The following is a 14,126-nucleotide window of genomic DNA, read 5'->3' on the forward strand; positions in this document are numbered from 1 at the left end:
TGATTCCAAAAATTGCAAAAAAAGCCGCAAAAATAGTTTACCAAAGGAGGATGTTCAAACTTCGTTAGATACCGCACATATGGCCGCGCCAAGCAGGTTTTTTTAATCAAAAAAACCGTGTCTCGCAGGATCGGCGGTCGAAAGCGATTTTTTCGGGCGACGGGTGCAGGCTATGGTTTCAAGCCTAGTGAGTTTCCCGCTGGCGCGATTGTAATAAAAAAGGATGAGGCGCGGCGGTCAGCAACTCAAGCCGAGGGCTATATGTAGGGTGTCCACCAGCTATCCTTATGGCGCGCCTTAACAGCAGCGAACCAGCGGCAAAGCGGGTAGAGCAGCAGGGTGACTGCGACCCAGAACAGGTAGACGGTGGGCATGCTGAACCCCCACCAGGACGGGAAAGCGTCGAAAGATGCCAGGAATGGTTCGATGTCGCGATTCATGGCAAAGGCGAAAACGAGCACCAGCCCGTGTATGCCGTACAGGTGCAGGAGGTAGAAGAAGAGCGGCACGCGTCCAAAGACGATAAGCAGGCTCGATATCGGCCCTTGCGGGGCCTGCCGTCGCTCGAACATCGCCAGCAGTATGAGCGTGGGTCCGAGCGTCATCAACAGGAAGAGCAGGGAGGGGGGGTATTTGCTCGTATTCAGAAAGGACAGTAGCGTGAACAAGGCCGTTTCCCGTGAGACCCATGGCCTCGGGTCTCCGTAGCCGTTATAGAGGCGCAAGAGGACGAAGGCGGTGATGATCGCCGTTCCCCCTGCAAGCAGCCATTGTTGTCTCCGGCTTGGCGGCATCAGCAGGATGGGCCCGAAAGCATACCCTGCCGCCATGACCCCGATCCATGGGATCAGCGGATACGAAATAGGGGAGTCGGGCACGTGGAGCACGTTCAGCAGCCATCCCTGCCATTGCAGCGAGCCGTCGAGGGCGCGGAAGTTGTCAAGCCGTAGGCCGTCCAGGAGGTTATGGGCCACGATCATGCCGATACCGGTGCAGGCGATTGCCCATCGCGGGAGATAAACCAATGCGGCAAGCGCTACCATCGACCATCCCAGCGCCCAGATAACCCCCAATCCCAGCTGGCTGTAATCCAGGTTGAAATCCCAGGCGAGGCGAACAGCCGTCACTTCCAGAAATACCAGCCACAGACCGCGGGTGAACAGCCGGCGGGCGAGCTGCCGGCGCGTGAGACCGCGCGTGGCAGAAAGAAAAGCGCTGGTTCCCGCCAGAAAGACAAAGGCGGGTGCACAAAAATGGGTTACCCAGCGGGTGAAAAACAGGGCTGTATCGGTGCGGGACAGATCGGTAGGAGAGAAGTCGGCTTCGGTAAAAAACCAGCGCACATGATCGAGCGCCATCAGCACCATCACCAAGCCACGCAACAGGTCCACCGATACGATGTAGGGCGAGGGCGCCGAAGTATATGGAGAGTTTGTGGTCAACATGCGTGCCTTATTCCCTGTTTCATCCAGCGGTCGAATTAGTGTCGCTTCCGATGGGGTTGCCAGCTGGGAGCGTCCTGCGGGGAGATGATACGGCTCACCGGCAGGTCGCGCCTCCAGTAATCCAGCGGATGCCGCTCAAAATTTATTGGGCGGATAGTACCTCAGTCCAATACCCAAGCCGCAGAATGGTTGTATCATAGGAAGTGGAGGAGAAGTTTTCCTCCACCAGGGTATACCTACAAGAGGGAGCCCGGCCCGGCGGCAGTAATCCTGCCGCCGGGCTTCTCGGAGCCGATCAGATATCATCCCATCAGCCGCGTCCAGAAGGGAAAAACATGGTTTCCCGATCGCAAGGTAGCGACCATGGAAGCATGAAATGCATCAGTTCGTTACCGCTACCAAAGCGGCAGTTGCACAAGGTAACTGGTATGCAGCGCTTGCGATAGCGCTCACCATGCCTGACATCTGCGGCAGGACCGAGAATCCATCAAAGAATTCGCGGGCGCGGTTCGTCGATTGGTATGACCGATTTTTACTGAAGCGCTATCAGGCGAATATCGGCCCGAATCGAGCGCTTCACACTTTCCTCAGCGGCCTGGATTGCTACGCCTTGCGCTGCGCTTTTTTGCACCAGGGCGAATTTGGAATCGATGATCAGCGCGCGCGGCAAGCGTTGGAACGCTTTCACTTCGACATTCCGCGCCAGGGATCTTTCATTCACATGAACCACGTCAATAACGTTCTCCAGTTGCAAGTGGATCGGTTTTGCCTTGATGTTACCGAGGCGGTTGAACAGTGGCTCATAATTGTTGCTGGTGACAAGGACATCCAAGCCCGATTGGCCAAGCTGGCATCGATTGGGTGAGCAGTAGCTTCCAGCTTAACAACCAGATCGGCTAACCGCACGGAACCTGTTTAACCTCGTGCGTCTTCCCATGAAACTCACTATCCCCAGGCCGGCAAGCATCATGGCATAGGTTGCCGGCTCGGGTATGGTGCCAGTAACCGCGATCTGCCCCGAATTGTTGATGTCATAAGCGTTCGCTAGAATAGTCCCGTCCGGTGGCCTCGCTAACATATTGAGATCAGTCATGCCCGTCCCATCGGGACCGGTGACAAAAGCATGGTATTCACCTGCAACCGCGTCGTAGAAATATCCCACCACCTGTCCGATGTCATTGACGCCAAAGGGCAACCCAATACCAATATCCCGCATACCCACGCCATTGGGGCCGGTGACAAAAGCATGCTCTTCACCTGAAGCCGCGTCGTGGAAAGATCCCACCACCTGTCCGATGTTGTTTACTGCGAGGGCGATGCTCGCATCTCCTAGCAGGGGGCCCAGATCGGTTATGCCGGCGCCATTGGACCGGTGATAAAAGCGTGGTGCTCACCTAGAGCTGTCGTGGACCCTCCCACCACTTGTCCGGCATTGTTGATGTCAAGGGCGGTGCTTTCACTTCCACCCAGCGTGCCGAGGTCGGTCTTCCCGACGCCATTGGGTCCTGTTATGAACGCGCGGTTAGTTAAACTGGACAGCACGAGGGTGTTTCCCGCCAGTCGCCCGGCATCGTTGATGCCGACGGGATAACTCCTGTCTCCCAGCACGGTACTAAGATCGCGGATTCAACCCCATTGGGGCCCGTGAGAAAAGGGCTGGTTTACCAGCGACTGTGCCGAAAAGTCCTGTTACCTGTCCAGAATTGTTTATGTCGGAGGCGCTACTGTGGTCTCCGTCCAAGGCAATAGCAGTCATGCCTGCACCATTAGGGCCGGTGATGAAAGCGCGTTGAGGGTAAAAGGGGTGGGTTGTGTAGGATTGTCCCACTACCTGGCCGGAGTCGTTGATCGCCGCAACAGTAGTAGTAGGGGGAGTTCTTCCCAGGTTGCCTAGTTTGATCAGCTCCTTGCTATTGGAATCCACAATCCATCCGGTGAGGGAGAAGGGGGCCGCAGCCACGGGGGGCGGAGCGAAACTTAGGGCCATTATCACGACGGCGGCCAGGCCAAAGCGGCGGATTTCAGGGTAATAGCTCATTTTCATGGCGAGCCCTCTGGTGGAAAGAGCTGTTTGAGATGTCAGGCTGGATTCATTTTTATTCTAGTTGATGAATTGCGTTTGACAAGGCAGCGAAATCGCGGCATCGGCTTTTCCGGATGGGTGCTACAGAACGAATCAAGCGTTGTTTCCTTCCAACCTTACGGCCGTCTTAATACACGCGCGAAAACCTCGTCCAGGCTCAGCGAGGCAAGTGGTCTGCATGCAAGATGAATCGCGGGACGCTTGCTAACTGCGCGCGGTGTGCTACAGATTAATAGAGCCGGCTGCGGGAGATGGTAATTCCAGTACCAGCCGGCAACGGGCGTTCCTACCTGTTTAACCTGAACCAGAGGAGATCCATCATGGCCTTTTATTTTGGAGACGAATCAGCAAACACCGCATCACTCGGCAATGCCTCCGATTTCATGTTTGGTTTTGGAGGAAACGACAGGCTTTCGGGAAACGGCAGTAACGATGTCATCGACGGGGGCGATGGCAGCGACACCCTGGATGGTGGCGATGGTAACGACGTTCTGTCCGGCGATCACGGCGACGATACGCTATTGGGCGGAGCCGGTCATGATGGTCTCGACGGTGGAAGCGGTGATGATCGCCTCGATGGACAGGCAGGTAACGATATTTTGCTTGGACGTGGAGGAGCGGACAGAATTCTTGGGGGAGCGGGCGACGATATTATCCTGGGTGGCGAAGGCAACGACAAATTACGGGGAGAAGCCGGAGATGACAGGCTATACGGTGAAAGCGGCGACGACACCCTTAACGGCGGTAGCGGTACGGATACCCTGAATGGCGGGCGGGGAAATGATGTGTTCGATTATGACGCGCTGTCTGACAGCCCGGGATTCGAGGAAACCAGTCCGCTGGTGGTTCGCGACAATATTATCGGCTTCGATGGCAGGGGAGCCGCCTTGGGCGACCGCATCGATCTCTCGACCATTGACGCGAACCGGGAGGTGGCTGGCAACCAGGCATTCAACCTGAACCAGTTGACGTATAGCCAGGGGATACTGACGGCAACGGTGATTGGATTCGGGATTCCCGGTTCGCTCGATTTGCAGGTCCGTCTGGTGGGCAACCCGCCTCTGGACCTGGTCGGTCAAACGAATGACATCATCCTGTGACGGGGAGGCGGGTGGATGTCCCGGATGTCCGAGTGGCAAGCGCTTGTATAGAACAATCAGGTAATAAGGCCCGGGTCAAGGGTTCGACAGGCCGGGGCAGAATCCGGGGCCACGGGTAGCGGCTGCGCCGCCCCCACAAAAAAGATGCCGATGCCACCGCGGAGCGCAGGGTGAGCATCGGCGAATTGACTCGTTAGTTGGGTTCGTTATTTTGTAATCAGAAGAATTACTGCTTGGTAGCACTACTCAATTTCTTCGGTAGATTAATCCCTGTGTCCGTCCTTTGACATGAAGAACCAGAGGGCGACTGCTCCGATACCTACCACGAGGATTGCCATTTCCATGATTACCTCCTTAAGGATTTAGATGCTCAAGAATATGACTACATTGATGACCAGTACAACGGTTGTACTACCAGGTTGATCAAAAACACGTCAAAAACACAAGACATCAGCGAGCCGAACTCCAAATGCCCGCTTGAGTTCGACTTAAGCTGAAATAAAAAGTTCATGCGTGAAGCAAATATTTTTTAAAAAAGTTGATGCGCAACAAGGTTGCCCCCAAACAGTTGTCGTCATCAATCTTCCAGCAGCGGCCGGTGGAGCGTGAGTGGAGCAGGATGCCTGGTACGGGGCTGCGCCATCCCGCCTTTACTGTTCGGCAGCAGTCGGTTTTGAAGGCTTGCTGCTCGCGCGTTCGCGAGTGATCAATCGCGTTCTGCCGCACTGCTGCTGCCTTGGGCATGCCTTAAGGGAACCTCGCGCGTGGCAGGACGGAAGGAAAACGCGTAGCGCCAGCGACGGGCTAATTGATCAAAGTGATCAAAGCCGCCCCACCAAGCAAAAAAATCAAACCTCGGGTACAATGCGGCGGTTCAGTATCAGCGGGGCGAGCCACCGCAGGCGGGATGCACGCATGTACATACACAATTCGCATCCCAAACTGCCCGCGTCATTCGACCTCAAAGAATCCAACCTCGAATAATCGCGCACCTGCGCCTATGACTCTCATGGGGCTCGTTATGGAAAACCCGCGGATAAATGATTTTTAGCTCGCCAAAATTCATCCTGCTGTTTCTGCCGATCGCCTTCCTCGGGTACTTCTACCTGAACAGGATTCGGCTTGTTCTCGCGGGCAAGGCCTGGCTGGTGGCGGTAAGCCTTTTTTTCTACGCTTACTGGAACATCGCCTACTTGCCGCTCCTCGTCGGCTCCATACTGTTCAACTTCGCGATCGGCACCGCCCTGGCGCCGAATCCGGACAAGCCCGCGCGATTCTCGCGCCGCCTGGTCCTGGCCTTCGGAATCATCGGCAACCTTGGCCTGCTCGGGTATTTCAAGTATGCCGACTTTCTGATCGATAACATCAACGCTGCTTTCGATATCGGCGTTATTTCGCCTCACCTTCTGCTGCCGCTGGGCATCAGTTTCTTCACCTTCACCCAAATAGCCTATCTGGTGGATAGTTATCGCGGCGAGGCCAGGGAATACGATTTCCTCAACTATGCGCTGTTCGTCACTTTTTTCCCGCACCTGATAGCCGGTCCGATCCTGCATCACGGCGAAATGATGTCGCAATTCAAGTCGCGCTGGACACTGGTCATGCGCTATCGGAACATCGCGCTTGGCCTGTTCATTTTCAGCATCGGCCTGTTCAAGAAGGTCGTGATCGCCGATACCTTCGCGGTGTGGGCAAACGCAGGATTCGAGGGCGGCGAAACGCTCGACTTTTTCAGCGCCTGGGGGACCAGCCTCTCCTACACGTTCCAGCTCTATTTCGATTTCAGCGGCTATTGCGATATGGCAATCGGGGCGGCGCTCCTATTCAACATCTGGTTGCCGATCAATTTCAATTCTCCGTACCAGGCGCTCGACATCCAGGATTTCTGGCGCAGATGGCACATGACGCTCAGCCGCTACCTCCGCGACTACCTCTATATTCCGCTCGGCGGGAACCGTTGCTCGACGCCGCGCGTTTACCTGAACCTCATGGCTACCTTCATATTGGGCGGGCTCTGGCACGGCGCGAGCTGGATGTTTGTGCTGTGGGGGGCGTTTCACGGTGCTGCGCTGGTGATCCATCGCGCCTGGAGCGGGTTCGGCCTGCGCATGCCCAGGGCAATGGCGTGGCTACTGACGTTCAATTTCATCAACCTCACCTGGATTTTTTTCCGTGCCGATACCCTTGAGAGTGCCTTGAGGATCATCCGCGGGATGGCGGACATCAACTCGGTCTTTAACCTGACGGCGTTGCATGTGCCTACCGATAGCCTGGTGTGGGGCGGATGGTTCTCGGATTACCTCCTGAGGTGGCTGCCCGCGGGCCTCGCTGCCAACATTCTCTGCTTCATTGCCATCCTGCTCACGCTGGGGATCATAAGCCGGAAGAATTCGTTCGAGCTGATGGTCGGCGTCAATGGCCAGGGAACCGCCAAATTTTCGGGCGCGCTGGTGCTGTTCTGCATCGCCATGTATTCGACCATGGTGACGACGAGCTCGATATTTCTTTACTTCAATTTCTAGGCGGCTGTCGTGATAAAGAAAAGGGTTTTTGTCTTTCTCGGGGTGGCCCTGCTCGCGCTGGCGATTGTTCCGCTTATCAATCTTTCCGCGTGGAATGGCCCGAAAAAGGAAGGGCAGGAATGGTGGAGCGACTCCGTGCTCTACAACTTCGACTTCGCTTCAGCGTTTCTGGGCCGTGTTTTTTATCCGCACGGGATCTCAACCAACCCGAGCCAGGTGTTCATCGGGAAAGACGACTGGCTCTACCTCGGGGAGCAGTACGAAAAAACGGTTACCTCGAGGCGTCATCAGCCGACGGCCCTGGATGCGGAGGCCGCCCAGGTTATCGCGAGCGCGACCAGATCCTGGGATCAGTGGCTGACCCTGAAGGGCGTCAGGATGTTCCGGGTCATGCTCGGTCCGGACAAAAATACCGTCTACCCGGAGTTCCTGCCCGACTGGGCGCAGCAGGCATCCAGGTCGTCAACCGACACATTACTGGCGAATGACAGCAAGGGGCTCTACGTTGACATCCGGAATGCGATGAGAACTGCAAAGTCGCGGTTTGCGGAATCGCTTTATTACAAGACGGATACGCACTGGAATAGCCTGGGCGCATGGGTGGCATTTCGCGCTTTCGAAGCGGAGATTGCACGCGCCGAGCCGGGATTGCGCCTGCTTTCCGATCATGAGGTGCGTATTACGAAGGTGAATGAGCGCCAGGGGGGCGACCTGGCGAAATTCCTGAGATTGAAGGAGACGCTGCGGGATAGCGAGGTGGTGGTGGATATCGTCAGCGAGCGCCCGATTGAAATCGAGCAGTATGAGTTCGATACCGGCCGCCTGAAAAAAGCCGGCGGCAACCCTCAAATTCATACGGCACGGCAGCCATTGCTGGTCAAGTCCAAACACGCCCTGAACGATAAAAAGGTTTTGTGGTTGCGCGATTCGTTTGGCACCGCGATGGCTCCCTTCATGGCGGCCACGTTCTCGGAAACGCTGCAGATTCATTACGAGTCCGCCGACACTGCCTCGCTTGCGCGGCTGGTGGACACATTCAAACCGGATTATGTCTTCGTTACCGTGGTTGAGAGGGCGGCCAGGAGAAAGCGGTTTGGAAGCCTCCCGCCACTCATTTTTTCCTCGGAAAAACCGAAGCGTTTCACCTCCGTGAGTCACGGACTCCCTACCGAAACGCATGACCTCATCAAGACCAGGAACAGGCAGGCATACCGCGTGGCGGGGGCTGATCCATATGTCACCTTTTCACTCGACCAGCCGGTTCGTGCTCGTGACGTGTCGCAACTGGTGCTGGACCTGAACTGCGGCGAAAAGACCGAGCCGGTTAAGGTCCAGATATCCTGGCATTCCGCCGGCAGAGAGTTCAGCGAAGCCAACAGCGTCCGCTTCACCACGCAGCCGGGCATGACGGCGATTAATTTGACGCCGCTTTCCTCCTGGGCTCAGGCAGGTGCCGTCACCGATATTCGGGTTGATATCGATTCCGCTAGCGCCTGCCCCATCGTGGCCATCAGCAGCCTTGAGCTGGGTAAAGACGCCGGCGACCAGAGCGCCATATAGAAGCAGGCCCAAGGCCGGCTTCTGTTTGCCGCGCTCAGCGGCTTTCCTATCCCATTCCCCGTACTCCCACACACGTTACGTGCCTATCTATCGAGTATCAGGCTGCTTGCATGCGTTCTCCAATTGCTGCCGGCAGATTTGCGGGCGGCTTTTGCCGGCTTTTTTCAACTCATTTTTCAACTACTGCGTGAAAATTTACATGGGGCCTTCGATCGGCTACGCTTGGTGTACCGGTGTTCATGAATTTTCCATTTTCTGTTACCGGCAATGATCCCCCATCAATAATAAAGGATCCCCATGAAAAACCTATTCATGCTTGCGGTTGCCGTAGTCGCCCCGTCCTTTGCAGTTGCTGCCGAAACAAAAGCGCTGAACGATGCGGAGATCATTGGTCTCGTCCAGGCCATTAACCAGGCCGAGGTCGATTCCTGGAGGCTGGCCGACGCCACCTCGTCCAATGCGGACGTAAAGGCGTACAGCCGGCGGGTAGCCAAGGAACATTCTGAAGCCTATTCGTCGGTCCAGGACTGGGCAGCCAAGCATAATATAGTGCCGCAGAACAGCTCACTGAGCGATAGGGTGAAGGTAGTTGAAGAAGAACATCTTGAAAGCCTTGACCGGCAGCGGGGGATTTTGTTTGATCTGGACTACGCAAGTCATGAGGTGGAGTTTCACCAGAAAATGCTGGACTTGTGGGATGAAAAACTGATCCCCCAGGCGCAGGACGAAGAATTGAAGCGTTTATTGACCGACCTGCGCCGGGTTATTGCCCAGCATCTTGAAGACGCGAAGAAACTCAAGAGTTCGCTGGGGAGAAAAAAGTAGCTGCCTGTCGCCGGATTGCGACCAGGTAATCCGACCTGATTGATCCGTAGCCTCCAAACGAAGAATTGAAGCGAAGCATTTACTGATTGGCATACGGTCGGCCATTTGGCCGTCATCTCCAGGGCACGAAATTGCGGCGAGCCCGGCTAATGGCCATAATTTATATCCATGAATTCTGATTAAATCAACTCATGCGTTTGTCCCCAGCCATTCCCGTCTTGCGCATCTTCTCGGAAGATAAAGCGAAGGAATTTTATCTGGATTTTCTTGGTTTCAAACTCGAATGGGAGCATCGGTTTGGAGATAACTTTCCACTGTATGCGCGAATAAAGCGGTCTGAATTAATAATCGACTTAAGCGAGCACTACGGTGACGCCACCCCGGGCGCGACGATCTTTGTGCCAGTAGAAAATATCGATGTTCTCTGTTCCGAGCTCCGGGCGAAGCAGTACAGGTATGCCAAGCCAGCGATCGAAGCGTTTGCATGGGGGCGGGTAATGGAGATTTCGGACCCATTCGGAAACCGGCTGCGATTTTCCGAAGCCGCGAAAAGTGATGTGACGGCCAATCCGTAACAGACAAAGGTCGAATTAGCGCAGGGTAACCCGAAAGGATTACCCGTCCGTTCCTTCCGCTTGTTAATCGTTCGCCTCTTTCCACTTGGCTGCCGCGAGGCAGACCGCTTCGCGCAGAGTTGCACCGCTGGTTTTGATTTCGTCGCAGTAGAGGGTGAAGCCGCCGCGGTATTGGGGGGTGGGGCGGTTGTAGACGGCCTGGTCGCAGTATTCGCTCAACCAGTCGAGTATTTCCGTATCCGAGAAATCCAGGGGGGCCGGACAGCGTTCTGTCCAAGTTGATTGTGCCCAGGTCATCCACCTTCCGGCCCCGTTTCCCATTGCGACGTCCTTCTCTCCTTACTCCATGTTGCCCTTTAAACGGGCCGAGTTCCGCGCCAGGCACGGCCTGGACATTTCTTTGCGCCTTTCCCTTCCTGACCGCTTGTCTTTCCACGCCGCCGGGGACTTACTGGATCGAGGCTATGCCGGGTTGGGCTGCACATCGGTTTCGCGGATGCTGCAAATACCTGGACTGGATCAGCCCGGTGTTTGCAGCATGGGGAGAGTCTACAAGTAAAACTTGTAATTGTCAATACAGAACTTGTACGGGGTGAAGGTTGCGACAGGTGAAAAATAGACGGTTGGCGTATCAACCTTACCGCATCGGCACTCGTACGAAAGGCACTTCGCCTTCCCGCTGATGCGTTCTTCCCGGGCCGTACTCCACGACCTGATCATCTTTCAGGATAATGGAATAATCGACGACATCCCGGTACGAGCTGCTGAAGAGGGAGCGAGCGGCACGCCGGTCAACGTAGAATAATGCTTCATAATCGCCGCTGCGCTGGTAGCCGTCGGGATCTCCAGCGACATCGATCACCTCCGTCTTCGTCATCCCTGCGCGGACACCGGCCATTTTGCCTGTCGTGGCGCATGAGGAAAGGACCAATATACTGAGCAGAGCCAAGATAGCAGGTTTCATAATGTACTCCCAAGGACATGAATTAAAATCTTGCCGAACGCGCAGGACCTCCGATGGGCGCCCCGTATTTTTTATAGGCGGCCCCCGGTTCAGCGCGGTTCAGCGGCTTATTCTGCTGGTTTCCGACTCTTACTCGCCCGGCGCGCCCTGACATTCCAATTCTTTGATAAGTACTGCGACCTCGGCTATTTCGGCCAGCACTTCCTTTACCGCTCGTTCGAGGGAATACCGCCGGTTCTCCAATTCCCGCTGGTCTTCAGGAAAATCCATGAGATATTTTTCCCGCTTGGCGCGCGCCTTTTCCGAAACGTGAAACGCAAACAGCATTTCCAGGCTGTCGTACGGCAATCGGTTCTCCGGAGATTTCATGTTAGCGAATCCCGCGGATGGTTCCAACACCGCGTCCACGATCTGCTGCGCGGCAAGAACTGTGAAGTTTGCTGTTCATATCAGACGTCACCCCTGATTATTAAAAACTTATAGGTAACCGGCCGGGCTAGGGCTGGCGCCTGTTGAATTTCCGGCGGTCCTCCACATGCCGGCCAAACCGGCGTCTATCGGACTGCCGCCTTTCCTCGAGTCTTCGATCTCCCCTCGGGCATCCGACGCGGAGGAAAAGCTGGCGGTGGATGAGGGGCCATGTCGGGTACGGGCAATGGCTTTGCGTTTGCCTCAGCTTGCCCGCGAACTCCTTCAGCTACGTTTTCGCCGATAAGCGCTTTGCTTATTGTCACCAGGCGGACAGCATCTTCCTTCGACATGCGCCGCATGGCTTCAACCACCTGGCTGATAAGCGGGTCGTTCTCCGCAAGGGGAGCCTCAGCCCCAGGCGCAGCGGTTGCATTCTCCTGCGTCCTGGCAACGGCCGCCGCCATCGCGCCTGACGGTTCGGCGGGTGCGCCGAAATGCGTGAGCGACGGAGGTAATTTCAGCACCTCTGCAATCTTGTTCAACCGTTTGCCGCGCGGCTGGGTAGCCCCCGATTCCCATTGCTGGACAGCCTGGGGGGAAACACCTACTAGCTCCGCCAACTGAGACTGGTTGAGATTGAGCTTCTCCCGCCCCTCGCGAATTATTTTCGCAATGTCCATACATCGATAATACAAGCAATGCTTGTGATTCGCTTACAAGAATCCCTTGACGAATACAAGTAATGCTTGTAATAATGGCCGAATTGGAAAGGCAAATACAGGGAAAGTTCCAACTCAGCGGTAAAAACGCAGTTTTGACTGGCGAAAAGGGGTTTTGACGCATAAAACCCCCAGATAACGGGAGTTCTCCTCATGAACTACTACGAACGATATTGCGGCGACTACCAGCGTGACACGGCGCACTTGTCTCTGGCTGAGCACGGTGCTTATACGATGTTGCTGGATACCTATTTTAGCGTAGAAAAGCCGCTGCCCAGCGATATGCCGAGCCTCTACCGCGTCTGCCGGGCGATGACGCGGCTTGAGCAGCAGGCCGTGAAGTCGGTGGCCGAGCAGTTTTTCCCGGTTTCTGCGGTTGATGGGTTCCGACATAACCAGCGTGCAGACCGCGAAATAGCCAAGGCCCGGCCAAAGATCGAGGCAGCCCGAAATAACGGGCGCAAGGGCGGTCGTCCCCCCAGGCAAGTAGCGCATCAGCAAGAGACGGAAAACCCGACGGAACCCGGCGGGTTAGCCACAGGTTTCCGCGGCATAACTCCCAACACAACCTGCGACATAAGCGGCCACATAAGCACCGGGTCAACCTGGCGCGAACCCGGCGGCAAAGCTCACCAGCACCAGCACCAGCACCAGCACCAGCACCAGCGCCAACCCGGTCAAAACCCGCAGGGCGATACCGGGCGGGCTGTTCGCGCCGTTGTTCATGCCACGGGAGGGCAGCGGGGGGTAGCGGATGCCGCGCCTGATCCCGATTCCTGTCCTCATGAGCATGATTTCGCCGCTGCCGTTCCCCGGGAGACGAAAACCTGCGACCCATCGCAACCGGGGATCGCCGGCGCCTGTTGCAAGGTGCTGATCCGGCTTGGGGTGCAAGGGTGTAATCCGCACCATCCCGTATTGCTTGCGCTATTAAATGCGGGTGCGGTGGAGGATGAGTTTGCGCAGGCCGCGAGAAACGCGGTTGCCAGGGGGAAAGCGAGCTTCGCTTATGTCCTTGGTACCGTAAAGCGGCAGCGGGAAGAGGCGGCAAAACTGGTCCTGCACCGTGGCCGGATGCCCAACATCCAGGAATTGCTTGAGTCATCCAACCGCGCCGCAGCCGATGGGTGGGTACCGCCCGAACTGAGGCAGGCTGATGCGAGGGCGGATGCGAGGGCAAATGTGAACGCAGATGTGAAGGCGCATGTGGAGGAGGCGCAGCATGGAAATTGATGACTTTCAGAAATTTCATGACGGAATTGCCGGGGTGATGAGCTTTTATGGCAAAAGCGTGTCGCGGTTTGCGCTGGACGTATGGTGGACCGCCCTCAGGAGGTTTGACCTGCAGGCGATCGTGGATGCATTCAATCGTCATCTGGCTAATCCCGACACCGGTCAGTTCGCGCCCAAGCCGGCCGACATTATCCGCATGTTGCAGGGTTCGACGCAGGACTCGGCCTTGCGCGCATGGGCCAAGGTGGACCAGGCGGTGCGCAGGGTGGGCACATATTGCGACGTGGTATTCGACGATGGGCTGATTCATCGCGTCATCCAGGACATGGGCGGCTGGATTTCCTTTGGGGCCAGAAGCGAGGACGAATGGCCGTTCGTGGCGAAGGAGTTCGAGAACCGTTATCGCGGCTTCAGTGCGCGCGGCGAGCGGCCGTCATATCCGGCCACGCTGATCGGTCTTGCAACAGCGCACAACAGCCGCAAGGGATACCCGCCGGAGACGCTGGTACTGATCGGGAATGAGCAATCCGCGCGTCAGGTGTTGCGCGGGGGAACCGACCAGCCGCAACTCGGATTGCATCGCATGCGTGCCGGTAGCGGTGACTGCATTAATGAAGCCTTTCGCATCGACAGCGAAAAACGGGTGAGCGGGGGGCACGGGGTTGGCTAAGTCTGAGTAAGCCATCAGC

General features: G+C 56.3%; 16 protein-coding genes. 8 read left to right on the plus strand and 8 right to left on the minus strand.

The window, feature by feature from the left end:
• Positions 1–257 precede the first annotated feature (257 nt).
• Positions 258–1,445, minus strand: a complete 1,188-nt coding sequence (locus tag C8R31_RS04795) for a DUF1624 domain-containing protein (protein WP_107692938.1) — start codon at positions 1,443–1,445, stop codon at positions 258–260.
• 376 nt (positions 1,446–1,821) lie between these two features.
• Between C8R31_RS04795 and C8R31_RS04800 the strand changes: the two genes are divergently transcribed.
• On the plus strand, positions 1,822–2,310 hold the full coding sequence (locus tag C8R31_RS04800; protein ID WP_107692939.1) for a hypothetical protein: 489 nt from the start codon (positions 1,822–1,824) through the stop codon (positions 2,308–2,310).
• 15 nt (positions 2,311–2,325) lie between these two features.
• On the opposite strand, the gene C8R31_RS16465 is transcribed toward C8R31_RS04800, so the two are convergent.
• From C8R31_RS16465 to C8R31_RS04815, 3 genes are all read right to left on the minus strand, one after another.
• On the minus strand, positions 2,326–2,730 hold the full coding sequence (locus C8R31_RS16465) for a PEP-CTERM sorting domain-containing protein (protein WP_146164553.1): 405 nt from the start codon (positions 2,728–2,730) through the stop codon (positions 2,326–2,328).
• Between the two features lie 65 nt (positions 2,731–2,795).
• Positions 2,796–3,053 (minus strand): hypothetical protein, encoded by a 258-nt coding sequence (locus C8R31_RS16470; protein ID WP_181320436.1) that lies wholly within the window; start codon positions 3,051–3,053, stop codon positions 2,796–2,798.
• A 4-nt stretch (positions 3,054–3,057) separates the two neighbouring features.
• On the minus strand, positions 3,058–3,489 hold the full coding sequence (locus tag C8R31_RS04815) for a hypothetical protein (protein WP_107692942.1): 432 nt from the start codon (positions 3,487–3,489) through the stop codon (positions 3,058–3,060).
• 359 nt (positions 3,490–3,848) lie between these two features.
• Here C8R31_RS04815 and C8R31_RS04820 point away from each other — a divergent pair, with 359 nt between their 5' ends.
• The 5 genes from C8R31_RS04820 (at position 3,849) to C8R31_RS04845 (ending at position 10,110) form a co-directional block, all read left to right on the plus strand.
• Complete coding sequence (locus C8R31_RS04820; RefSeq protein ID WP_181320438.1) at positions 3,849–4,628, plus strand: calcium-binding protein; 780 nt, start codon at positions 3,849–3,851, stop codon at positions 4,626–4,628.
• A 1,040-nt stretch (positions 4,629–5,668) separates the two neighbouring features.
• Complete coding sequence (locus tag C8R31_RS04830) at positions 5,669–7,150, plus strand: MBOAT family protein (RefSeq protein WP_107692945.1); 1,482 nt, start codon at positions 5,669–5,671, stop codon at positions 7,148–7,150.
• A 9-nt stretch (positions 7,151–7,159) separates the two neighbouring features.
• Positions 7,160–8,710 (plus strand): hypothetical protein, encoded by a 1,551-nt coding sequence (locus C8R31_RS04835; RefSeq protein ID WP_107692946.1) that lies wholly within the window; start codon positions 7,160–7,162, stop codon positions 8,708–8,710.
• A gap of 297 nt (positions 8,711–9,007) precedes the next feature.
• A complete protein-coding gene (locus C8R31_RS04840) occupies positions 9,008–9,535 on the plus strand; it encodes a DUF4142 domain-containing protein (RefSeq protein WP_107692947.1) in 528 nt (175 codons plus the stop codon).
• A 191-nt stretch (positions 9,536–9,726) separates the two neighbouring features.
• Positions 9,727–10,110 carry a glyoxalase superfamily protein gene (locus C8R31_RS04845; protein ID WP_107692948.1) on the plus strand — a complete coding sequence of 128 codons (384 nt, stop codon included), beginning with the start codon at positions 9,727–9,729 and terminating at the stop codon, positions 10,108–10,110.
• 63 nt (positions 10,111–10,173) lie between these two features.
• On the opposite strand, the gene C8R31_RS04850 is transcribed toward C8R31_RS04845, so the two are convergent.
• The 4 genes from C8R31_RS04850 to C8R31_RS04865 all read right to left on the minus strand — a co-directional run bounded on the left by C8R31_RS04850 (position 10,174) and on the right by C8R31_RS04865 (position 12,165).
• The gene (locus tag C8R31_RS04850; protein ID WP_258192548.1) at positions 10,174–10,407 is read right to left on the minus strand and encodes a hypothetical protein; all 234 of its coding nucleotides are present in this window, start codon (positions 10,405–10,407) and stop codon (positions 10,174–10,176) included.
• 340 nt (positions 10,408–10,747) lie between these two features.
• Positions 10,748–11,074, minus strand: a complete 327-nt coding sequence (locus C8R31_RS04855) for a hypothetical protein (RefSeq protein WP_107692950.1) — start codon at positions 11,072–11,074, stop codon at positions 10,748–10,750.
• Between the two features lie 129 nt (positions 11,075–11,203).
• The gene (locus C8R31_RS04860; RefSeq protein WP_107693451.1) at positions 11,204–11,443 is read right to left on the minus strand and encodes a hypothetical protein; all 240 of its coding nucleotides are present in this window, start codon (positions 11,441–11,443) and stop codon (positions 11,204–11,206) included.
• 185 nt (positions 11,444–11,628) lie between these two features.
• Positions 11,629–12,165: a helix-turn-helix transcriptional regulator gene (locus C8R31_RS04865; RefSeq protein ID WP_107692951.1), complete on the minus strand. Its 537-nt coding sequence runs from the start codon at positions 12,163–12,165 to the stop codon at positions 11,629–11,631.
• 192 nt (positions 12,166–12,357) lie between these two features.
• Here C8R31_RS04865 and C8R31_RS04870 point away from each other — a divergent pair, with 192 nt between their 5' ends.
• Together C8R31_RS04870 and C8R31_RS04875 are read left to right on the plus strand one after the other, a co-directional pair.
• On the plus strand, positions 12,358–13,437 hold the full coding sequence (locus C8R31_RS04870; protein WP_107692952.1) for a YdaU family protein: 1,080 nt from the start codon (positions 12,358–12,360) through the stop codon (positions 13,435–13,437).
• Entirely contained in the window at positions 13,427–14,107 is a 681-nt protein-coding gene (locus C8R31_RS04875) for a DUF6475 domain-containing protein (RefSeq protein ID WP_107692953.1), read from the plus strand. Before C8R31_RS04870 ends, C8R31_RS04875 begins: the two co-directional genes overlap by 11 nt.
• The last annotated feature ends 19 nt before the right edge of the window (positions 14,108–14,126 follow it).

Source organism: Nitrosospira sp. Nsp2 (assembly GCF_003050965.1).
Taxonomy (GTDB): Bacteria; Pseudomonadota; Gammaproteobacteria; order Burkholderiales; family Nitrosomonadaceae; genus Nitrosospira.

What these genes read in the sequence shown, in the direction of transcription:
- C8R31_RS04795 (WP_107692938.1), bottom strand. Translation starts at nt 1,445, where the DNA reads ATGTTGACCACAAACTCTCCATATACTTCGGCGCCCTCGCCCTACATC.
- C8R31_RS04870 (WP_107692952.1), top strand. Translation starts at nt 12,358, where the DNA reads ATGAACTACTACGAACGATATTGCGGCGACTACCAGCGTGACACGGCG.
- C8R31_RS04820 (WP_181320438.1), top strand. Translation starts at nt 3,849, where the DNA reads ATGGCCTTTTATTTTGGAGACGAATCAGCAAACACCGCATCACTCGGC.
- C8R31_RS04800 (WP_107692939.1), top strand. Translation starts at nt 1,822, where the DNA reads ATGCATCAGTTCGTTACCGCTACCAAAGCGGCAGTTGCACAAGGTAAC.
- C8R31_RS04830 (WP_107692945.1), top strand. Translation starts at nt 5,669, where the DNA reads ATGATTTTTAGCTCGCCAAAATTCATCCTGCTGTTTCTGCCGATCGCC.
- C8R31_RS04860 (WP_107693451.1), bottom strand. Translation starts at nt 11,443, where the DNA reads ATGAAATCTCCGGAGAACCGATTGCCGTACGACAGCCTGGAAATGCTG.
- C8R31_RS04815 (WP_107692942.1), bottom strand. Translation starts at nt 3,489, where the DNA reads ATGAAAATGAGCTATTACCCTGAAATCCGCCGCTTTGGCCTGGCCGCC.
- C8R31_RS04840 (WP_107692947.1), top strand. Translation starts at nt 9,008, where the DNA reads ATGAAAAACCTATTCATGCTTGCGGTTGCCGTAGTCGCCCCGTCCTTT.
- C8R31_RS04845 (WP_107692948.1), top strand. Translation starts at nt 9,727, where the DNA reads ATGCGTTTGTCCCCAGCCATTCCCGTCTTGCGCATCTTCTCGGAAGAT.
- C8R31_RS04855 (WP_107692950.1), bottom strand. Translation starts at nt 11,074, where the DNA reads ATGAAACCTGCTATCTTGGCTCTGCTCAGTATATTGGTCCTTTCCTCA.
- C8R31_RS04850 (WP_258192548.1), bottom strand. Translation starts at nt 10,407, where the DNA reads ATGACCTGGGCACAATCAACTTGGACAGAACGCTGTCCGGCCCCCCTG.
- C8R31_RS04865 (WP_107692951.1), bottom strand. Translation starts at nt 12,165, where the DNA reads ATGGACATTGCGAAAATAATTCGCGAGGGGCGGGAGAAGCTCAATCTC.
- C8R31_RS04875 (WP_107692953.1), top strand. Translation starts at nt 13,427, where the DNA reads ATGGAAATTGATGACTTTCAGAAATTTCATGACGGAATTGCCGGGGTG.